Genomic DNA, 19,537 nt, shown 5'->3' with positions numbered 1-19,537 from the left:
CTAATCTAGAGTCAGTAAAACATGAAGTAATTACGCAAAATAGCAGGAGAGGCTAAATGCCTCTCCTGCTTTTTAACGGACACCCCCCGCAATCAGTTTGACTTGATGAATTTTCGGATAATATCCAGCGATCTTCTTTTGGTGCAGCCACCAGTGCAGATAATTTGCATCATGGTGATGTGAATTGAATAACAGGCCAACAACACTGCCGCTATGAGCAACGTTCAGGCCATAGATGCCCGTTTGCTCAACCAAATCCCGCAGTTGATCAAAACAAGGTTTCGCCAGTATTGATTGGCTGGCGATGGCACTTAATGTGCAAGCCTCCCCAAGACGGTTATTGTCATGCCGTTGGTTCGCTGTACGAAATTGTAACCATGCCTGGCGGAATAGCGGGGCGTTATCCCGTAATTGTGCGTCATGATCCTGTTGATGGTATGCTGCTGTCGAAATCGTTTGTGGACTTTCCAATAGCAAAATATCAATATCCGGTTGCCAATCGAAGGGAATCTGAGTCCGGCCAGTGAGATGATCAAACAACGTCAATTGTTCGAATATGGTACTGTCAGTGGGTTCCAGTTTGACACAAAGCTGCGCTAACTCTGTACTGGTCAGTGACTTGCCCAATAATCTGGCGGTGGCCTGGGCGGTCGCCGCAATATCTGCTGTGCTGCTGGCCATGCCTTTGGCGATCGGAATCGTTGATTGATGTTCAATACGCAAGCCAGCAGTCAATTCAGGTGGTTCCTGCCAGTAATCCAGCAATAAATTTACCATCTGCCGCATACGTGGCCGTTCGTGTGGGATCGGGCTCCCTTCACTGACAGAAACATAACTGAACCAATTGATTGGGCAAGAGATTAATTTTTCTCCACCAAACAGCCACCCTTGTATAAGTTCTCCACAGGAAGCGGGGCAAGCGGCTTCAGCCATAGGTAAAAACCTGCTGCATGGCTGCAATCAGACACTGATTTTCTCCCTCACTGCGCACGGCTATGCGATAGTAACGTTCATCTAATCCGGCATAATTTTTACAATGACGAATTAACAACCGGCATTTCAGCAAGGTATGCCATAAATCAACCTTAGGTTGATCACAGCGGAAGAATAAAAAATTAGCTGATGGCGGCCAGACCGTCAGTTCAGGGAAGATTGAAAGTTGACTGCATAAATAATGCTGCTGGGGTTTCAGCCATTGATGTGTTGCAGAAATATAATCATGCTCATCAAACAAAATCTCACCAACCCGCGCAGCAAAGGCATTAATTGACCACGGTTCACGTCGGTTTTTCATCTCTGCAATCCCCGCTGTATTTCCGCTGACTAAATAGCCTAAACGTAAACCTGGGATGGCAAAAAATTTTGTCATTGAACGCAATACATAAAGATGTTGAGTGACTGCACATTGAGGTATCAATCCTCGGTTATCAGGCAAAAAATCGATAAAAGATTCATCGACAATCAGTGAGATCCCCTGACACTCGCAATATTCCACCAGCGCTTGTATAAACGGGTTATCCGGCATTAATCCGGTGGGATTATTGGGCGTGGCGATAAAAACACAATCGGGCTTCGTTGTCGCAAGCGTATCAAACAGGCGTAAGTCAGGTTGAAATCCGGCTTCTTCTGTTAACGGATAGTCAATAATTTCTGTTCCAATTTGCTGCAAGGCTCGTCGGTATTCGGCAAATCCCGGAATAAGCAGCAAAGCTCGTTTAGGATTGAGATAACGGACGACAGCATAGATCAGTTCTGTTGCGCCATTACCGGCTATTACCTTTGTGCAATCACATTGATGAGCCCTTGCAATTGCCTGATGCAAATGGCGATATTCCACATCCGGGTACTTCTCGATATCGGCAAGACTATTTTTGATCAATGCCTTAACCCGTTCAGGTGCGCCTAACGGATTGATATTAGCACTGAAATCAATCAGGTCATCGGCTGGCAGGCCATATTGTTGGGCAATGCCAATGATATTGCCGCCATGTTCATTCATGATATTGCTTCCTCAGCGCGATTCTCCAATGTAAGGAATAGCTCACCGAGTGTCAGATAAGTCGGTGAGAAGGAAAGTGTTTCCGCTAAATTGACGACATCACCAACCACAATCAGGGCAGGGGCATGTAGCCCTTTTTCTTCCACTTTTGCCACCAACGTTTCCAGTGTGCCTGTCACACGCTTTTGTTTGGGATGGCTGGCGTACATGATCACTGCCGCAGGGGTTGCAGGGGATCTGCCATAGAGTATTAATTGCTGGCAGATCTCCATCAAGCGGGTCATCCCCATTAAAATAATCAATGTTCCTTCCAATTGAGCAAGTATCTCCCAGTTCTGCTGTTCATTGCCTTGAGAGGTATGACCTGTTACAACATGGAAACTTGATGCGTAATTGCGGTGGGTCACAGGGATGCCAGCGTAGGCTAATCCACCAATTGAAGAACTGATCCCTGGCACAATTTCAAATTTAATACCCTGTTGTGCCAACACTTCCGCTTCTTCTCCTCCGCGGCCGAAGACATAAGGGTCGCCACCTTTCAGACGGACAACTTGTTTTCCTGCCTGTGCATATCTCACCAGAATTTGATTAATCTCTTCCTGTGGGATGGGGTGGTAATCATGTTCTTTTCCAACATTGATAATTTCACAGTGATCTGATCTCAGGGCAATAAGTTCAGGATTGACGAGACGGTCATAAACAATGACATCCGCAGATTGAATACAGTGTAATCCTTTGACCGTGATTAAACCTGCATCACCTGGGCCTGCACCCACTAACCACACATAACCTTTATTCATTGGATTACCTCTATGAATTTAAAATCTAAATAATCAAAGAAACAAAAATATATTTCTTATCAAAGTAGTGAGGTCGCTCTTTATATTTTCAAAAAGATTACTTTACTCTGGTCTATGTTTTTTATTCATTATTTTATTAATGGTATTTTCTTGTTCTTAAAAAGCTTGTTATGTCTTTTTTCATTTTTTTATCATTATTATCTCAATAGGAGATAGGTAAATTTGATTTATATCAATATTCTTATTCTTAAGCATGAATAATTTTCAAGTCGAAATTTGTTATCTATTGAAAATATTTACCCATATAAAAATAATTTTATCATATTAATGAATGGCATTTTTGACCATTAAAATAAATATGATTAAATTCAATGTATTATGTGTTTTTATTTGTCTTTTTATTTATTGAATTATATTATTTTTTATTTTATCTGAACTAAAAATAGTTTTTAAAAACCAGTAATCATGAACAAGATCACAAAAGTAATAAAGGGTGTTTTTATAAAGATAAAAAATGTGTATTTTGAAAATAAATTTATTTTCCTGTTGTATTCTTGCATGAAACTTGTTTTTTAATTATGGCCTTATTGCATGGCTTATTTGTTCAGGTGGGAATGAATGATTGATTTTCAGACTATTCATGGAATATTAATTGTTCTGTCAAAAGTGAATTAAAACCCTTTTGTTTGATACATATCAATGATTGAGAATATTAATTGAGGATCCTAATACTCATGCGATTTTGAAACCAATACCATCTTAAAAGCTATACCGTCTTAAAAACGATGCCGACTTTAAAATAAGTCCGATTTTAACACCAATACAGGATTTAAATGTTTTGGGGTAAGCACATGCAACAAAAATATGCTTTTGTCATCGCCGGTACAGGCAGCGGATGTGGTAAGACAACTGTTACGTTGGGCATCATGCGTGCTTTGATGAACCGTTCACTGCGGGTACAGCCGTTCAAAATCGGGCCTGATTATCTGGATGGTGGTTGGCATCGCGCTGTGACAGGGATTGTTTCGCGTAATCTTGATGCTTTTATGCTGCCCGAACCTATCCTGAATGGTTTGTTTAGCCAGGCTATGGCCGATAAAGATGTTGCGGTGATTGAAGGGGTCATGGGGTTATACGATGGCTATGGCACAAACCCCAATTATTGCAGCAGTGCGGCGATGGCAAAACAACTTAACTGTCCGGTGATTTTATTGGTGGATGGTAAAGCGGTTTCTACCTCAATTGCCGCTACCGTGATGGGATTTCAGCAATTCGACCCGGCGGTCAATATTGTGGGAGTGCTGATCAACCGCGTCAATCGGGATAGCCATTTCCAGTTATTAAAACAGGCAATTGAAGGGTATTGCGGTATCCCTGTTTTGGGGCGGCTTCCTGTTATGCCAGAGATTACCCTTCCTTCCCGCCATCTTGGGCTGATCCCTGCACAAGAACAGGGCAAACAGTGTGATGACAAAAATCAGCACGAGGAGGGTTGGTCTCGTCTTGCTCAGCAGATTGAAAACTCGGTGGATTTAGATAAGTTGCTGGCACTAACCCAGTTATCTTCCTTACCAAAAGGAAGTATCGATTCTCTGGTTGATCCTTTGATGGGGCAGGGTTTGACACTGGCTCTGGCAGAAGATGAAGCATTCAACTTCTATTATCCCGATAACCTGTTGTTGTTGGAAAAAGCAGGCGTGACTATCAAACGTTTCAGCCCTCTGCATGATCATCAGTTACCTGAATGCCAGATGATCTATTTGGGTGGAGGATACCCTGAAATTTATGCCCGAACCTTATCTTCCAACGACGCCATACATACCGCATTACGTCAGGCGCATCAAAAAGGCATTCCCATTTATGCGGAATGCGGTGGTTTGATGTATCTCGGTGATGCCCTGATTGATGCTGAGGGTGTACGGCATGACATGGTGGGTTTGATTGCCGGTGAAAGCCGGATGGGAGATCACCTGAAACGTTTTGGTTACTGCGAAGCCACCGCATTGTGTGATACGCCTTTAGTCGCAAAGGGAGAGAGGCTGCGCGGGCATGAATTCCATTACTCGGACTTTATCACGACTCAACCGCCTGTTTTTCAATGTATTAAAGGAATATCAAAAGAAGCGCAGAAAAGCTGGCAGGGCGGTTACCAGAACGGCAATACGCTGGCGGGCTATCTGCATATCCATTTTGCCCAACGCCCTGGTTTGCTCCATCGCTGGCTGATGATGGCACGGAGGCTGTTATGACAGTCTTATTGTGGTTTGCCGCTTTTCTTCTGGATATGAAATTGGGTGATCCCCCTCATTGGCCGCATCCCGTGCGTTGGATAGGGCAACTTATCAATCAGGCTGAGCAACTTATCCGCCGGTTTTGCCGGTCAGAAACTGGCCTGAAATGGGGGGGCGTACTGTTATGGTTGTTAGTCGTGGGGAGTACCTGGTTAGCGAGCTATTGGGTTTTGCAGTTGGCCTATAGCGTGACATTTTGGCTAGGGTGGTTAGTTGAAATTTGGCTGATTTATACCGTGTTGGCAGCACGTAGCCTGAGTGATGCCGCAAATGATGTTTATCAAGCTTTATGTCAGAAAAAACAATGTCAGAAAAAACAATGTCAGAAAAAACAGCGTCAGGAAAAACAGTATCAGGGGGATTTGGATGCCAGCCGTGAACAGCTCGCAAAAATTGTCGGCCGGGATACTTCCCAATTGCAAGCGCCACAAATCAGCCGTGCCACGATTGAAACTGTAGCAGAAAACAGTGTGGATGGTGTGATTGCACCATTGTTTTTCTTAATGCTTGGCGGTGCTCCACTTGCCATGGCTTATAAAGCTATCAATACCCTTGATTCAATGGTGGGTTATAAAACGCCCCGTTATCGGGCACTGGGTATGTTTTCAGCGCGTATGGATGATGTGGCGAACTGGGTTCCTGCACGTTTGGGCTGGATTTTGCTGGCGATGGCAGCGAAATGGCAAGGTTTAGATTTTCGGCAGGCACTGCGTATCGGCTGGCGTGATCGTTATCAACACAGTAGCCCCAATAGTGGCTGGCCGGAAGCAACTGTGGCAGGGGCATTAGGCATCCGTCTTGGCGGGCCGAATGTTTATTTTAACCAGCTTGTCGAAAAGCCGTGGATTGGTGATGCAAGGCGCGAGGTCACTCCTGACGATATTTCCCAGTCTGTTCAGATGATGAGGGTGGCATCAGTAATGGCACTCCTGTTATTTGCGCTGCTGCATAGTTTGGCCAGTGTAACGGTATAAGGAGAGAACAACATGAACAATTACATCCGACAACCGCAACAGATTGAACAAAATAGCTTTGACATTATCAGCCGGCTTATTGTCGAGTTGCGTCCTGATTATCATTTTGTCGATGCAGATCAAGAAGCGGTGATCAAACGGGTGATCCATACCACTGCTGATTTTGACTGGCTTGATATTCTCTATTTTTCTCCCAATGCTTTGCGCTTTATTCGCGACGGTATATTGCGGGGCTGTACGTTATATACCGATACGACAATGGCGCTCTCTGGCATCAATAAAGCCCGGCTGGCTCAGTACGGTAGTGAATGCCGTTGTTATGTCAGTGATCCCCGCACCATTCAAATGGCAAAAGCACAGCAAATTACCCGTTCAATGGCGGCAGTCGATCTGGCCCTGCAAGAACCGGGGGAGAAGATTTTTGTCTTTGGCAATGCCCCGACTGCGCTGTTTCGTTTGATGGAACATCCAGTGACCCCAATTGCTGTTGTTGGTGTGCCCGTTGGGTTTGTTGGCGCAGAGGAATCAAAAAATGCCCTTATCAATAGCGGATTAAATTGCCTTGCTGCAAAAGGCCGCAAGGGAGGCAGCAATATCGCCGCCGCTATTATCAACGCCATTCTGTACCGGATGCCGGAGGTAAGGCATGAATGAAGTCAGCGATAAATCGAACGATGATAAACCCGTCGATAACCTCGGAACGATTTGGCACAGAGGGAAACAGTATCGCAAGGGTTACACCACGGGCTCTTGTGCTACAGCCGCCGCACGCGTGGCGGCGTTAATGATTTTGCGTCAGCAGATTATTCATCAGATTTCGATTGTCACCCCTTCTGGTGTCACATTGGCCTTGAATGTTGAGCAGCCTTTGATTGAAGGACAGCAAGCGGTTGCCGCTATCCGCAAAGATGGTGGTGATGATGTGGATGCAACCCACGGTATGTTGATTTTTGCCCGTGTTTCCCTGAATGACAGTGGTGTGATCACGCTGGATGGTGGTGAAGGTATTGGCAGGGTTACGCGGGTAGGTGTGGGTTTGCCTATTGGTTGGGCGGCTATCAATAAAACCCCCCGCCATACCATTGAAGAGGGGGTGCGGGAAGCGATTGGGCCGAACCGTGGGGCGGATATCGTCATCTTTGCCCCTGAAGGTGAGGAACGGGCAAAGCAAACCTATAACGACAGATTAGGCATTAAGGGCGGAATTTCGATTATCGGTACGACTGGCATAGTGATGCCCATGTCGGAAGAGAGTTGGAAGCGTTCTCTGGCGCTGGAATTAGAGACCAAACGTGCCAGCGGGCTGGATCGCATTATTTTTGTGCCGGGAAATCACGGTGAACGTTTTGTCAGCCAGCAGTTGGGCATTGATGCCAATTATGTCGTCACAATGAGCAATTTTGTCGGTTATATGTTGCAAGAAGCGGTACGTTTGGAGTTTCGCCATGTCATGTTGGCAGGGCATGTCGGCAAGTTGGTGAAAATCGCTGCCGGTATTTTTCATACCCACAGCCACATTGCTGATGGCCGCATGGAAACACTGATCGCTAATCTGGCCTTGATGGGCGCCCCTTTCGAACTGATTCAGGCAGTAGACCAATGTGATACCACCGAAGCAGCGATTGAGTTGATTGCAGAGCAGGGCTGGCAGGCTGTGCATCAACAAATTGCCCGGAAAATCTGTGGGCGTATCGATCAGATGTTGCGTTTCGCCAAAGGCAAGCCACAGTGCGATGCCATTCTGTTCTCCTTTGATAACCAAGTGTTGGGCTGTAATCGGCCTGTGGACGAGATAGTGAAAGACTTTATGGAGGGTTGCTGATGATTACTGTTGTGGGTATTGGCCCAGGTGCTACTGCAAACCAAACGTTGACTGCGTTAGATGCTGTCAGGCAGGCAGAAGTCTTAGTCGGAGGAAAACGCCATCTTGATGAATTTCCTTATTTTAATGGGGAAACCCGCCGTGTGAATGCGGATGTGGATGGATTAATGCAGTGGCTTGAACGGAATCAGCATCGGCAAGTTGTTGTATTGGCTTCGGGCGATCCTCTGTTTTATGGCATTGGTAAGCGAATTACCGAACATTTCTCTAGGCTACCTATTTCTGGACTAGCTATTTCTGGAATACATACCGGCGAGCAAAATGCGGGCAGGCAAAATATCCGCATTATCTCTGGTATCAGCTCGATCCAATATTTGTGCGCCCAAATTTTGTTAGATATGAACGACATTTACCTCACCAGTAGCCACGGGCGCAAACCGGATTTTGACTGGCTGCTTCAACACGAAAAAATCGCCATGGTAACGGATGACGTTATTGGTCCCTACCAGATTGCACAAGAAATTCTGGCGCGAGGTCAGCAACGTCGCATGGTGATTGGTAAAAATTTATCCCATGAACATGAACAAATTATTTGTCTGGCCGCAGAAGAAGTCGTGCAACGCGGCGAGATTAATTATGGCCTGAATGTCGTGGTGATTTTGAATGGTGATCCTGATGAAAGATGAACTGTTTTTGCGCGGTCATCGTATCCCAATGACCAAAGAAGTCGTTAGAGTGCTGGCGTTAGAACGATTGGAGCTGGAAAAAGCCGGCCGTTTTATTGATGTTGGTGCGGGTACTGGCAGCGTCAGTATTGAAGCAGCACTGCGCTATCCCGCATTGGATATCCTGGCTATTGAACGCAAAGAAGATGCCCTGTCACTCCTTGCTGAAAATATTCAGCATTTTGGCTGCGATAAGATCTGCATCCAGTCTGGGGTTGCCCCCGTGCCATTGGACAACACTGCGGATGCCATCTTCATTGGCGGAACGGGCGGACATCTGACTGAAATCATTGATTGGGCGTTACTGCACCTGAATCCCGGTGGACGTTTGGTAATGACTTTTATTCTGCTGGAAAACTTTACGCAAGCGTTGTCGCATCTGAAATCTTGTCAGGTGACAGTGCTGGATGGGCGTGAAATTCTGATAGGCGAACTGACGGCATTAGGGCAAGGACATTATTTCAAACCTAACAATCCCACTTATTTGTTGTCCTGTCAGAAAGATTTTGCGCAAGCGCAAGAGAGGGATAGGGATTGGCAAAAGGAGCAGGACGATGCCTGAGCATATGAATAGCGTCAGTTTTGATACCGATAAAGTCTGGTTTGTTGGCGCAGGGCCGGGAGATAAGAGTCTGATTACGCTGAAAGGCTATCAATTATTACGTCAGGCTCAAGTGGTGATTTATGCCGGTTCGCTGATTAATCGGGAATTACTGGAGTATTGCCATGCAGAGGCTGAATGCCATGATAGCGCGAAACTGACGTTATCGGAAATCACGGCATTGATGGTGAATGGCGTGAAAGCGGGAAAATTGGTGGTTCGCCTGCAAACGGGAGATTTGTCGCTGTTTGGTTCCATCCGTGAACAGGCGGAAGAACTGGCAAATCATGCTATTGGTTTTGTCTCTGTGCCAGGCGTGAGTTCATTTCTTGGTGCTGCTGCGCAATTGGGAGTGGAATACACCGTGCCCGAAGTCGCACAAAGTTTAATTATCACCCGGATGGAAGGCAGAACTCCGATGCCACCACGGGAAACGCTGGAATCTTTTGCCGCTCATCAAACTTCAATGGCGATCTTCCTTTCGGTACAGAACATTACAAAGGTTGTTGCACGATTGATTCAGGGCGGATATGGGCAGGAAACCCCGGTTGCCGTGGTTTACAAAGCAACCTGGCCAGATTGTCAGATTGTACGGGGAACATTGGAGACGATAGCTGAACAGGTACATAGCGCAGGCATTCGTAAAACGGCTTTGATTCTGGTAGGGGCTTTTCTTGGGGAAGAGTATCACTATTCGAAACTGTACGATGCGAGGTTCAGCCATGAATACCGTAGCGCCTGACACGATGACTGACACAACGACAGATAATGCAATGGCATCTGACGCAATAGTATTTGACGTAATAGCACCTAATAAAATGAAAAGGCCACTTAACTCTGTGTCACCTGACAAAGAATATGCCTTGTTTTGCCTGACAGAAGGTGGCATCGCGTTAGCTCGTCGTCTGCAATCCCATTTAGCAATGGATTGTTTCACTTCCCCTGAACTGGTGAATGCAGATAGCAGATTCATCGCGTTTGACGGCGGTTTTGCCAGTACGGTACGTCAAGTTTTCACTCAATATGACGCGTTGATCATGATTGGTGCAACGGGGATCGCCATTCGGGTCATCGCTCCCTTACTCAAGGATAAAATGACCGATCCGGCAGTTGTCGTGCTGGATGAGAAAGGCCAGTTTGCCATCAGCTTATTATCGGGACATATGGGAGGCGCGAATAAACTGGCACAACAGATTGCAGATATTCTTGATGGTCAGGCGGTGATTACCACTGCAACAGATGTCAATCAGGTCGCAGCACTGGATCTGTTATCGCAACAAGTTGATGGAAAAATGGAGAATTTCCGTGCCAACGTCAAAACCGTTAATCAAATGCTGGTCAATGGCAAGCGGGTAGGAATTTGGTGGCATCCCAATTTGCACGATGAAAAAAAACGCTATGACACACGCGGGTTCATTCCGGTTGACGCTCTGGAGGATCGGCCTGAGCTGGACGCTCTGGTCTACGTCAGTTATGAACGGACAAATCTGGCGCTGGCAATCCCCACTTTTAAATTAATTCCTCGTCGTATCGTTGCAGGAATCGGTTGCCGACGGGGAGTTGAAGCTGAACGGCTCACCGCATTATTGGAACGCCATCTGCTGGAACATAACCTTGAACCTTTGGCATTAAAAGCCGTCGGCAGTATCGAATTGAAAAAAAACGAACCTGCGCTCATCCAATTGGCCCAAGAACGTCAAATTCCATTCCAAACCTTTTCTGTTAATCAGCTTGCTGAGTGTGAACAAACATTCCCGGTTTCTGAGTTTGTCCGCAAAACGGTAGGCATAGGCTGTGTTTCCCAACCTGTGGCCTGGTTAATGAGCCAGGGTCATCTGGTTGGCCATACCCTGCGTGAGCAGGGCGTCACCATCACATTAGGAGTATTGCATCTATGTTAACTGTCATTGGAATTGGTCCCGGCAGCGAAGCCATGATGACGCAGGAAGCAATTGCTGCATTGAAAGCGGCTGATATCGTGGTCGGTTACAAAACCTACACCCATTTGGTGAAGCCGTTGGTAGGCGATAAAGAAATTATCAAAACTGGCATGTGTAAAGAGATTGAACGCTGTCAGACCGCCATTGAGCTGGCCGAACAGGGTAAAAACGTGGCGGTGGTTTGTAGCGGTGATGCGGGTATTTATGGCATGGCTGGTTTGATTCTGGAGTTGGTCAGCCAGCAAAAGCGCAATGTCGAAGTCAGGCTGGTGGCAGGAGTGACGGCAAGTACCGCTTGTGCCGCTTTGCTTGGTGCGCCGCTGATGCATGATTTTTGTCATATTAGCCTGAGCGATCTGCTGACACCGTGGGAATTGATTGAGAAACGGGTACGGGCGGCGGCAGAAGCTGATTTTGTGGTCTGTTTTTATAATCCGCGCAGCCGGGGACGGGAAGAACATCTGGCACGGGCGTTTTCTTTGATGGCTCCGTGGAAATCGGCGGAGACCCCCGTGGGGGTGGTGAAAGCGGCAGGACGTAAACATGAAGATAAATGGCTGACAACTTTTGGTTCAATGGATTTTTCCCGTGTTGATATGCGCAGCCTGGTGATAGTGGGTAATCAGTCAACTTATATACGTGATGGGCTAATGATCACGCCGAGAGGGTACAAGTTATGAAACGGCCACTGATCCAAATTTTTGGCGGCACAAGCGATGCCCGCCAGATTTGCGTGATGATGGATACTGCCGGCATAGATTATTGCCTATCGGTGGCAACACCCGCCGGAGCACAGCAGGCTACGGGAATTAAGGGTGAAATTGTTACCGGCAGGATGGAAACTGAGGCTATGGCTGAGTATCTGCAACAGCGCGGGATAAAAAGGGTCATTGATGCGTCTCATCCTTACGCCGAACGATTAAGTCAAAACATTGTCTGCGTCTGCCAAAAGTTGGGACTCCCTCTTATTCGTTATATCCGTCCCAGTGATATTGATGCGGTTGCACATCCTCTCATCTACAAAGTGGCAACTATTGAGCAAGCTTGCGAAGTCGCGGTCAATCTGGGAACGCGTATTTTGCTGACAACGGGCAGTAAGCAATTGGCTGATTATGTATCTCACCTGAAAGGAAAAACGGTATTGGCCCGTGTCTTGCCGACAGCCGACGTTTTGGCAATGTGTGAATCTTGTGGTTTATCGGTCGATCAGATCTTTGCCCTGAAAGGCCCATTCAGTGCTGATTTTAACCGGTCATTTTACCAATTTTGTCAGGCAGAGGTCGTGATAACCAAAGAGTCTGGTGATCAGGGTGGTTTCATGGAGAAAGTGGAGCCATGTCTTTCTCTCGGTCTGCCCTGCATTGTGCTCTGCCGTCCAAAGCAGCAATTTGAAGGTGAGGGGATCACGCAAGCCAATGGATTGGAAGAAATGGGGCAATTATTGGCGAATTTTCCCATGTAAATAGACCTATGTATCAATAGAGCTATCTATCAATAGACCTATGTGTCAATAAACCAATAAGGAAAAGCGAAATGAAAAAGGCATTATTGGTGATAAGTTTCGGAACCAGTTATCCCGAAACGTTGAAAAACAACATTGAAGCCTGTGAGCAACAGTTGGCATCAGTGTTTCCAGACAGGGATCTATTTCGGGCATTTACCTCTGGCATGATCATTCGAAAATTACGCCAGCGCGATAACGTTTATATTGATACTCCCCATGATGCGCTGACCCGATTGCATCACGCAGGTTATAACGATGTTGCTGTTCAATGCCTGCATATCATTAATGGTGATGAGTATGAAAAAGTGCTGCGTGAAGTTGAAAAATTTCGCCCTCGTTTTAAGCGCTTAGTATTGGGCACACCATTACTCAGCCATTTTGATGACTACCTGCAATTGATGAAGGCACTGCGTCATCAGCTTCCTTTACTGGCCGAGAATGAATGTGTCGTCTTTATGGGACACGGTACAGCGCACCATGCTTTTTCTGCCTACGCCTGTCTTGATCACTTGATGAACCATTATCATTTTCCGGCGCGGGTTGGCGCGGTTGAAAGCTATCCCGAACTTCCTTTGGTCATAAAAGGATTAAAAGAGCAAGGGATCCGTAAGGTTTATTTGATGCCATTGATGCTGGTGGCAGGCGATCATGCCATCAATGACATGGCTTCAGATGAAGAAGACTCCTGGAAATCACAGTTGGAAAAAGCAGGAATAATCGCTGTTCCCTGGTTACAGGGATTGGGAGAAAACCCAATGATTCGGCAGATGTTTGTTGATCACCTTGCTGACGCACTGAGTGATCAGGAGAGAGCCTTATGAACGAACAAGTAGAAGATAAACAAGCAACAGCAGGAAAACTGTATGTTATGGGCGTTGGTCCCGGTGCCAGTGATCTGGTTACTGTACGGGCAGTACGTATTCTTTCTGAACTTGATGTGATTTATACCCCAACAGGAAAGAAAGGAACCAAAAGCCTGGCTCACTCCATTATTGAAGAATACCTTTCGCCGAAAACCGAAGTTTTCACTTATCACTTTTTAATGAAAGCGGACATGGCAGCAAAAAAAGCGGTGTGGGATGAAGTCGCACAGGCTTTAAAAGAGGAAGTGGCGAATGGCAGGAAAGTCGGTTTTATCACGTTGGGCGATCCGATGCTGTTTAGTACATGGGTATTTCTTTTGCAGCGACTGGTATCGGAACAAATAAATTCTCCTGCATGGACGGCACCATCGTGGCTAGAAATAGTACCAGGTATTAGTTCATTTTCTGCTATTGCCGCAGCCAGTGTGCTGCCTCTGGCAATGGAAGATCAGACATTAGCGGTTATTTCCTGTACCGCTTCTGAAACAGTTCTGGAGCAAGCATTGCTCAATCACGACTGCCTTGTCCTGATGAAAGTCTATTCACGTTTTCCCCTGATCCGTGATTTGTTACAACGTCACAACCTCTTAGAACATGCACTGATGATGGCTGATGCCACTTTGCCGAGTGAGCAATGTTGGCGCGACCTCACCACATTGTCTCTCAGTGAAAAAGAATGCAGGCAAGCATTATCTTATTTTTCAACGATTTTAATTAATAAAAACTGGCAATTATCGAGGTGAGTTATGCAACAGAAACTGACGAAATTTTCGTTAATTGGTGCAATTATCGCACTGTTTTTGGTGATGGCACCGCAAGAAGTTTTCGCTATGCATGTCATGGAAGGTTTCTTACCCCCAATGTGGGCTGTGGCATGGTGGCTGGCTTTTCTGCCTTTTCTGGCGGCAGGGCTGGTAAGGTTACGCCAAATTGTACAAGAGGAGAGCAACCAGAAAGTTTTGTTGGCACTGTGTGGTGCATTTATTTTTGTCCTTTCTGCCTTAAAAATTCCTTCTGTTACCGGAAGCTGTTCACATCCAACTGGTGTGGCATTAGCAGTGATTTTGTTTGGCCCTTCCGTTGTGGCAGTACTTGGTGCGATTGTGCTGCTGTTTCAGGCTTTATTACTGGCACACGGTGGTATCACTACGTTAGGCGCTAACGGGATGTCAATGGCAGTGATTGGTCCATTGGTAGGATATTTGATATGGCGTTTCTCCTGTAAAATGGGAGTACGCAAAGATGTTGGTGTCTTTTTCTGTGCCTTTGTCGCCGATATTGTCACTTATGCCGTCACTTCTATTCAGTTAGGCGTCGCTTTCCCTGACCCACAACTGGGCATGGGAGCGGCAATCCTTAAATTCATGGGTATTTTCTGTATGACTCAACTTCCTATCGCAGTGGCTGAAGGGTTACTGACCGTACTGATTTACGACCAACTCGTAAAAAGACAATTAATTCAGGCTCGCAGTTTCTAGACAACGTCAATGAGCAGGAGTGTGGAAAATGAAAAAAACATTGATATTACTGGCCCTTGTTGCGGCATTGTGCATTATCCCATTTTTTGTTGAACATGGAGGGGAGTTCGGCGGGGCAGATGGTCAGGCAGAAGCCCAAATCATGGAAATAGCACCACATTATACGCCGTGGTTTGAATCCTTATACAAACCTGCCAGTGGTGAAATTGAAAGCCTGCTGTTCACCTTACAAGGAAGTTTGGGTACTGCCGTGATTTTCTACATTTTTGGCTATTATCACCGTAAACGGAAAGAACATGATCGGAATAGATAAGCTCAGCTACCAGAGCCGTTGGTGTGATAAAGATCCCAGGGCGAAATTCGCCCTGTATCTCCTGTTTATGACCTTGGCAATGGTACTTTCTCCGCTATGGCAAGCTCTGTTGTTAATTGGTCTTGCCTTATTGACTTGCTATCTGCTGCGGATCAGTTTGCAGCGTTACCTGAAATGGCTGTTAATCCCCATCGGATTTCTGGCATTTGGCTTAGTTGCCATTGTGTTGTCCGCAGGCACTCAGCCGGAAAGCTTGCTATGGGGATTTCAAGTTGGACAATACTGGCTCGGCATTGATCCGCAAGGCATTCAGATAGCTAACCAAACTCTCTGGCGTAGCCTTGCTGCGTTATCTGCAACATTTTGGTTCATGATGAACATGCCCTTTGAACAGATGATCAAGTTACTTAAATTTTGCCGTGTTCCTCATCTGCTGATTGAACAAATCCTTCTAACGTGGCGCTTTATTTTTATCTTCTTGGAGGAGGCGGTAGCGATTCATCATGCGCAATCACTGCGGTTTGGTTATCGCTCTTTACGAACAAGTTACCGATCACTGGCAATGTTGATCAGCATGTTGTTTGCGCGGGTGATGAGTCGTTATCAGCAAATGAGTGTGGCATTGGAACTCAAGTTATATCAGGGTGATTTTCATTTATGAATGAGGGGCATGAACTGTATGAATAACGCTCATGAATTGAGGGTGTAAGAAGTTAGGAACATAGGGTAAAAGTCGGAAAACCTGGATAGGAAAAACAGGAGAGAACAATATGTTAGAAACTCGGTCACTGTATTTCAGTTATCAGGATGACCCCATCTTGAAAGGTTTGACACTTGATTTTAATCGCCACCAAGTCACGGGAATTATCGGGGCGAATGGTTGTGGTAAGTCAACCTTACTAATGAATCTTTCCGGTATCTTGCGTCCACAAAAAGGGGCGGTCTGGTGGAATAATGCCCCTTTGGATTACAGTAAAAAAGGGTTGATGAACTTGCGCCAGCGGGTTGTCACTGTGTTTCAGGATCCTGACCAGCAAATCTTTTATACCGATATTGAAAGCGATCTTGCTTTTAGTTTACGTAACCTGGGTATTGATGAAACTGAGATACAGCGCAGGATTGAATATGCGCTGACACGAGTAGATGCGCATACTTTTCGCAATAAACCGATTCAATATTTGAGTTTTGGTCAGAAAAAACGCGTGGCCATTGCAGGGGCGCTGGTCATGGAGTTTGATTACTTGTTGCTGGATGAACCAACGGCGGGACTTGATCCCGCTGGTCGTCAACAAATGTCAGATATTATCAATACGATTGCTACGGAGGGAAAACGGATCATTATTTCCAGTCACGACATAGACTTAATCTACCAGATTTGTGATGGCTTATATGTACTGGCAAATGGGGAGATGATAATTTCCGGCAAGCCTGAGACAGTATTACTACAAAAAACACAGCTTGAACAAGCGGGATTGGCACAACCGTGGTTGGTGAAAGTTCACACTGAAGGCGGATTGCCTCTGTGTAAGACAGAGCAGGAACTTTTCTCCATTACTGCAAATAGTAGGAACAAATCACTGTAGAAGAGTCACCTTATAATAAGGGAGAAAACAGAATGACATTATCGCTGATGGTTCAGGGAACAGCGTCTGATGTAGGCAAAAGTGTACTGGTAGCAGGATTTTGCCGAATATTTTCACAGGATGGTTATCGTTGTGCTCCCTTTAAATCCCAGAATATGGCGCTTAATTCCGGGATTACCGCAGATGGAAAAGAGATGGGACGAGCGCAGATATTTCAGGCGGAAGCAGCCGGAATTGCACCGGATGTGCGTATGAACCCTGTATTGTTGAAACCCACCAGCGATCGCAAGGCTCAGGTGATTTTTATGGGGAAAGTCATGTGCAGCATGAACGCGGCAGAATATCACGAGCATAAGCCCCAATTGCTTCAGCAGATTTTGATGGCATATAACGGGTTAGCAGCAGAAACGGATATCATAGTGTTAGAAGGCGCTGGTAGTCCGGCAGAGATCAATCTGCGTGATCGCGATATCGTCAATATGGGTATGGCCGAATTAGTGGATGCCCCTGTCATTTTAGTGGCGGATATCGATCGTGGTGGTGTATTCGCATCCATCTACGGCACATTAGCTTTGCTTAAACCCGAAGAAAAAACCCGCATTAAGGGTGTTATCATCAATAAATTTCGTGGTGATATATCTTTGTTGCAATCAGGAATTGAGCAGATTGAAGCCTTAACACAAGTACCAATATTAGGGGTATTGCCGTGGCTGGAACTTGATCTGGAAGATGAAGACAGCGTCGCTTTGCAGGTGGGTAAATATGATCAACAGAAACGAAAAACAGCTGATTGTCTAGATATTGTTGTCATTCAATACCCTCATATTGCTAATTTCACTGATTTCAATGCACTGGCGGCTCAACCGGATGTGCATTTGCACTATGTCTCCGAGCCTTCTGAACTTCAGGACGCCGATCTCATCATTCTGCCCGGTAGCAAAAATACGTTAGGAGATTTGGCATGGTTGAAGACTCAGGGCCTTGAGCAGGCAATTATCACAGCCCGGCAGAAAAATGTGCCGATTATCGGGATCTGCGGTGGCTATCAAATGTTGGGTAGGCAGATTGTTGATGGAGTGGAATCAGGCTTAATTCAAATGGCAGGTTTAGGTTTATTGGATACTGAAACAGAATTTAGTAGCGAAAAACAGACCGCGCAGGTCAGGGGAGTCGTGTTAACTGTGTTATCAGGTATGCTGAAATTATGCAGCGAACAACCTATTGTGGGTTATGAGATCCATATGGGAACTACCCGGCTTGGTAAGCAGGCAATGCCTTTCGCCAAAATGCATTTACATAATGGTGAAGAAAAAACATGGTTTGACGGAGCTATTGCACAAGATGGTTTGGTAATGGGAAGTTACCTGCATGGTTTATTTGATCAAAATACGTTTACCCGACCGTTATTAAATCAACTGCGTATCAGAAAAGGTTACGCTCCACTGGAAAATATGGCTTTCAATTACCGCCAACACAAAGAAAAACAATTTAATATATTGGCTGCCAGTATGCGCGAGCATCTGGATATTGCGCGGATTTACCAGTTAATGCATGGACACAAATCCAGTGAAGTCATGCCATGATATTTAAAAGCAATAGACGCTAAAGGAAGTAAACGTTGACAGCACTAGACAAAATCAATAAGGAGAGAATAATCAGATGCGATTGTTTCTTGTTCGACATGGTCAGACACGAGCCAATATTGATAATGTCTTTTGTGGTAAAACTGATTTACCTTTGACTGAAATTGGGATACAGCAGGGACAGCAAGTCGCTGATGCACTGAAAAACATCACTTTTCACGCTATCCACTGTAGTGAAATGCAGAGGGCACAACAAACCGCCCAAATTATTACGCAATCAAATAGATCTGAATTAACCATACAAAGTGAGCACCGTCTTAATGAGTTAGACTTTGGGGCCTGGGAACTGCGCCATCACACTGATATTGCCAATGAAGAGCCACAGGCTTGGTTACATTGGTTGGCAGATTGGCAAAATGGTTGTCCAACCGAGGGAGAGCCATTCCGGCATTTTTCAGCGCGGGTAGAGGAATATACTGAAGATCTGCATTCTGCTATTTCTTGTTCTGATACTATCCGAAAAAATCAACTCATAGTTGCCCATCAAGGGGTTTTAGGTTTGATAATAACCAAATTACTAAAACTACCTGTCACTGCTATGTGGTCTTTTCCCTTCCAACAAGGGGCTTACAGTGTCATCAATAACTATGCAGGGTTTGCCACTTTGCAAGCGTTTAATGCCCGGACAGAATGCTGGCTGGATAAAAATAACGCAACAAACAACATTGATTGAGCTTGAGCGTTGTATACGGTGGCTGGCTTGAACAAAAAGGGCGCGAGCAGGGCATTGAGCAAGGCAAACTGGAAACGGCCCGCGCATTATTACGGCATGGTGTCAGCCTGGACATCATTGTCACCAGTACCGGATTGAGCCGGGATAAAATTGAAGCGTTAAAGCATTAAATTAATCGCCTCTTTCATAGCAAAATGCCGATCTTGAATATTATCGGCATTTTTGTTCCCATGCCAGCGTTTGGACAGGCATCGCGTCACCAAGGAATATTACCCTCTAATAACTGTTAACCAATTGTTAACAAGTCGTCACTTGTTATTCACATCGA

21 protein-coding genes and 1 pseudogene are annotated in these 19,537 nt (G+C 45.7%); 19 read left to right on the top strand and 3 right to left on the bottom strand.

The window, feature by feature from the left end; all coding sequences use genetic code 11:
• Positions 1–72 precede the first annotated feature (72 nt).
• Genes AAC852_RS07085 through cobA form a run of 3 tightly spaced genes read right to left on the bottom strand, consistent with a single transcriptional unit; the run spans position 73 to position 2,799 of the window.
• Positions 73–933 carry a GHMP family kinase ATP-binding protein gene (locus tag AAC852_RS07085; RefSeq protein WP_340620427.1) on the bottom strand — a complete coding sequence of 287 codons (861 nt, stop codon included), beginning with the start codon at positions 931–933 and terminating at the stop codon, positions 73–75.
• On the bottom strand, positions 926–1,999 hold the full coding sequence (cobD, locus tag AAC852_RS07080; RefSeq protein ID WP_340620426.1) for a threonine-phosphate decarboxylase CobD: 1,074 nt from the start codon (positions 1,997–1,999) through the stop codon (positions 926–928). The genes AAC852_RS07085 and cobD overlap by 8 nt, the downstream gene beginning before the upstream one ends.
• A complete protein-coding gene (gene cobA, locus AAC852_RS07075) occupies positions 1,996–2,799 on the bottom strand; it encodes a uroporphyrinogen-III C-methyltransferase (protein WP_340620425.1) in 804 nt (267 codons plus the stop codon). Before cobA ends, cobD begins: the two co-directional genes overlap by 4 nt.
• Positions 2,800–3,650: 851 nt before the next feature.
• Between cobA and AAC852_RS07070 the strand changes: the two genes are divergently transcribed.
• The 19 genes and pseudogenes from AAC852_RS07070 to AAC852_RS06980 all read left to right on the top strand — a co-directional run.
• Positions 3,651–5,048, top strand: a complete 1,398-nt coding sequence (locus AAC852_RS07070) for a cobyrinic acid a,c-diamide synthase CobB (RefSeq protein WP_340620424.1) — start codon at positions 3,651–3,653, stop codon at positions 5,046–5,048.
• Entirely contained in the window at positions 5,045–6,064 is a 1,020-nt protein-coding gene (cbiB, locus tag AAC852_RS07065; RefSeq protein ID WP_340620423.1) for an adenosylcobinamide-phosphate synthase CbiB, read from the top strand. Before AAC852_RS07070 ends, cbiB begins: the two co-directional genes overlap by 4 nt.
• Before the next feature lie 12 nt (positions 6,065–6,076).
• Positions 6,077–6,718, top strand: coding sequence for a cobalt-precorrin-8 methylmutase (locus AAC852_RS07060; protein WP_340620422.1), 642 nt, complete (start codon positions 6,077–6,079; stop codon positions 6,716–6,718).
• Entirely contained in the window at positions 6,711–7,886 is a 1,176-nt protein-coding gene (gene cbiD, locus AAC852_RS07055; protein WP_340620421.1) for a cobalt-precorrin-5B (C(1))-methyltransferase CbiD, read from the top strand. Before AAC852_RS07060 ends, cbiD begins: the two co-directional genes overlap by 8 nt.
• Entirely contained in the window at positions 7,886–8,572 is a 687-nt protein-coding gene (locus AAC852_RS07050) for a cobalt-precorrin-7 (C(5))-methyltransferase (RefSeq protein WP_340620420.1), read from the top strand. The genes cbiD and AAC852_RS07050 overlap by 1 nt, the downstream gene beginning before the upstream one ends.
• Complete coding sequence (locus AAC852_RS07045; protein ID WP_340620419.1) at positions 8,562–9,173, top strand: decarboxylating cobalt-precorrin-6B (C(15))-methyltransferase; 612 nt, start codon at positions 8,562–8,564, stop codon at positions 9,171–9,173. Before AAC852_RS07050 ends, AAC852_RS07045 begins: the two co-directional genes overlap by 11 nt.
• Positions 9,166–9,954 carry a cobalt-precorrin-4 methyltransferase gene (locus tag AAC852_RS07040; RefSeq protein WP_340620418.1) on the top strand — a complete coding sequence of 263 codons (789 nt, stop codon included), beginning with the start codon at positions 9,166–9,168 and terminating at the stop codon, positions 9,952–9,954. Before AAC852_RS07045 ends, AAC852_RS07040 begins: the two co-directional genes overlap by 8 nt.
• A gap of 76 nt (positions 9,955–10,030) precedes the next feature.
• The gene (gene cbiG / locus AAC852_RS07035; protein ID WP_340620618.1) at positions 10,031–11,113 is read left to right on the top strand and encodes a cobalt-precorrin 5A hydrolase; all 1,083 of its coding nucleotides are present in this window, start codon (positions 10,031–10,033) and stop codon (positions 11,111–11,113) included.
• Positions 11,107–11,832 (top strand): precorrin-3B C(17)-methyltransferase, encoded by a 726-nt coding sequence (locus tag AAC852_RS07030; RefSeq protein WP_047683756.1) that lies wholly within the window; start codon positions 11,107–11,109, stop codon positions 11,830–11,832. Before cbiG ends, AAC852_RS07030 begins: the two co-directional genes overlap by 7 nt.
• A complete protein-coding gene (locus AAC852_RS07025; RefSeq protein ID WP_340620417.1) occupies positions 11,829–12,614 on the top strand; it encodes a cobalt-precorrin-6A reductase in 786 nt (261 codons plus the stop codon). Before AAC852_RS07030 ends, AAC852_RS07025 begins: the two co-directional genes overlap by 4 nt.
• 71 nt (positions 12,615–12,685) lie before the next feature.
• Positions 12,686–13,477 (top strand): sirohydrochlorin cobaltochelatase, encoded by a 792-nt coding sequence (gene cbiK / locus AAC852_RS07020; RefSeq protein WP_340620416.1) that lies wholly within the window; start codon positions 12,686–12,688, stop codon positions 13,475–13,477.
• Positions 13,474–14,262, top strand: a complete 789-nt coding sequence (locus tag AAC852_RS07015; protein WP_340620415.1) for a cobalt-factor II C(20)-methyltransferase — start codon at positions 13,474–13,476, stop codon at positions 14,260–14,262. Before cbiK ends, AAC852_RS07015 begins: the two co-directional genes overlap by 4 nt.
• 3 nt (positions 14,263–14,265) lie before the next feature.
• Positions 14,266–14,997, top strand: a complete 732-nt coding sequence (locus tag AAC852_RS07010) for an energy-coupling factor ABC transporter permease (protein ID WP_340620414.1) — start codon at positions 14,266–14,268, stop codon at positions 14,995–14,997.
• A gap of 28 nt (positions 14,998–15,025) precedes the next feature.
• The gene (locus tag AAC852_RS07005) at positions 15,026–15,310 is read left to right on the top strand and encodes an energy-coupling factor ABC transporter substrate-binding protein (RefSeq protein ID WP_340620413.1); all 285 of its coding nucleotides are present in this window, start codon (positions 15,026–15,028) and stop codon (positions 15,308–15,310) included.
• Complete coding sequence (locus tag AAC852_RS07000) at positions 15,294–15,971, top strand: energy-coupling factor ABC transporter transmembrane protein (RefSeq protein WP_340620412.1); 678 nt, start codon at positions 15,294–15,296, stop codon at positions 15,969–15,971. Before AAC852_RS07005 ends, AAC852_RS07000 begins: the two co-directional genes overlap by 17 nt.
• Before the next feature lie 109 nt (positions 15,972–16,080).
• Positions 16,081–16,893 (top strand): ATP-binding cassette domain-containing protein, encoded by an 813-nt coding sequence (locus AAC852_RS06995; protein WP_340620411.1) that lies wholly within the window; start codon positions 16,081–16,083, stop codon positions 16,891–16,893.
• 32 nt (positions 16,894–16,925) lie between these two features.
• On the top strand, positions 16,926–18,476 hold the full coding sequence (locus AAC852_RS06990) for a cobyric acid synthase (protein WP_340620410.1): 1,551 nt from the start codon (positions 16,926–16,928) through the stop codon (positions 18,474–18,476).
• 76 nt (positions 18,477–18,552) lie between these two features.
• The gene (locus tag AAC852_RS06985; protein ID WP_340620409.1) at positions 18,553–19,209 is read left to right on the top strand and encodes an adenosylcobalamin/alpha-ribazole phosphatase; all 657 of its coding nucleotides are present in this window, start codon (positions 18,553–18,555) and stop codon (positions 19,207–19,209) included.
• A gap of 32 nt (positions 19,210–19,241) precedes the next feature.
• Positions 19,242–19,379: pseudogene (locus AAC852_RS06980) on the top strand (ISNCY family transposase); the annotation flags it as partial.
• Positions 19,380–19,537: the final 158 nt, after the last annotated feature.

The sequence above is a fragment of the Xenorhabdus siamensis genome (assembly GCF_037996745.1).
Lineage (GTDB): Bacteria > Pseudomonadota > Gammaproteobacteria > Enterobacterales > Enterobacteriaceae > Xenorhabdus > Xenorhabdus indica.
This window is presented reverse-complemented; position numbering and strand designations above follow the sequence as displayed.

Bases quoted from the DNA above. Each gene is read 5' to 3' on its own strand.
- AAC852_RS07050 (WP_340620420.1), top strand. From the start codon at position 7,886: ATGATTACTGTTGTGGGTATTGGCCCAGGTGCTACTGCAAACCAAACG.
- AAC852_RS07060 (WP_340620422.1), top strand. From the start codon at position 6,077: ATGAACAATTACATCCGACAACCGCAACAGATTGAACAAAATAGCTTT.
- AAC852_RS07000 (WP_340620412.1), top strand. From the start codon at position 15,294: ATGATCGGAATAGATAAGCTCAGCTACCAGAGCCGTTGGTGTGATAAA.
- cobA (WP_340620425.1), bottom strand. From the start codon at position 2,799: ATGAATAAAGGTTATGTGTGGTTAGTGGGTGCAGGCCCAGGTGATGCA.
- AAC852_RS07010 (WP_340620414.1), top strand. From the start codon at position 14,266: ATGCAACAGAAACTGACGAAATTTTCGTTAATTGGTGCAATTATCGCA.
- AAC852_RS07025 (WP_340620417.1), top strand. From the start codon at position 11,829: ATGAAACGGCCACTGATCCAAATTTTTGGCGGCACAAGCGATGCCCGC.
- AAC852_RS07015 (WP_340620415.1), top strand. From the start codon at position 13,474: ATGAACGAACAAGTAGAAGATAAACAAGCAACAGCAGGAAAACTGTAT.
- cbiB (WP_340620423.1), top strand. From the start codon at position 5,045: ATGACAGTCTTATTGTGGTTTGCCGCTTTTCTTCTGGATATGAAATTG.
- AAC852_RS07005 (WP_340620413.1), top strand. From the start codon at position 15,026: ATGAAAAAAACATTGATATTACTGGCCCTTGTTGCGGCATTGTGCATT.
- AAC852_RS07070 (WP_340620424.1), top strand. From the start codon at position 3,651: ATGCAACAAAAATATGCTTTTGTCATCGCCGGTACAGGCAGCGGATGT.
- cbiG (WP_340620618.1), top strand. From the start codon at position 10,031: ATGAAAAGGCCACTTAACTCTGTGTCACCTGACAAAGAATATGCCTTG.
- cobD (WP_340620426.1), bottom strand. From the start codon at position 1,999: ATGAATGAACATGGCGGCAATATCATTGGCATTGCCCAACAATATGGC.
- AAC852_RS06985 (WP_340620409.1), top strand. From the start codon at position 18,553: ATGCGATTGTTTCTTGTTCGACATGGTCAGACACGAGCCAATATTGAT.
- cbiD (WP_340620421.1), top strand. From the start codon at position 6,711: ATGAATGAAGTCAGCGATAAATCGAACGATGATAAACCCGTCGATAAC.
- cbiK (WP_340620416.1), top strand. From the start codon at position 12,686: ATGAAAAAGGCATTATTGGTGATAAGTTTCGGAACCAGTTATCCCGAA.
- AAC852_RS07085 (WP_340620427.1), bottom strand. From the start codon at position 933: ATGGCTGAAGCCGCTTGCCCCGCTTCCTGTGGAGAACTTATACAAGGG.
- AAC852_RS07030 (WP_047683756.1), top strand. From the start codon at position 11,107: ATGTTAACTGTCATTGGAATTGGTCCCGGCAGCGAAGCCATGATGACG.
- AAC852_RS06995 (WP_340620411.1), top strand. From the start codon at position 16,081: ATGTTAGAAACTCGGTCACTGTATTTCAGTTATCAGGATGACCCCATC.
- AAC852_RS06990 (WP_340620410.1), top strand. From the start codon at position 16,926: ATGACATTATCGCTGATGGTTCAGGGAACAGCGTCTGATGTAGGCAAA.
- AAC852_RS07040 (WP_340620418.1), top strand. From the start codon at position 9,166: ATGCCTGAGCATATGAATAGCGTCAGTTTTGATACCGATAAAGTCTGG.
- AAC852_RS07045 (WP_340620419.1), top strand. From the start codon at position 8,562: ATGAAAGATGAACTGTTTTTGCGCGGTCATCGTATCCCAATGACCAAA.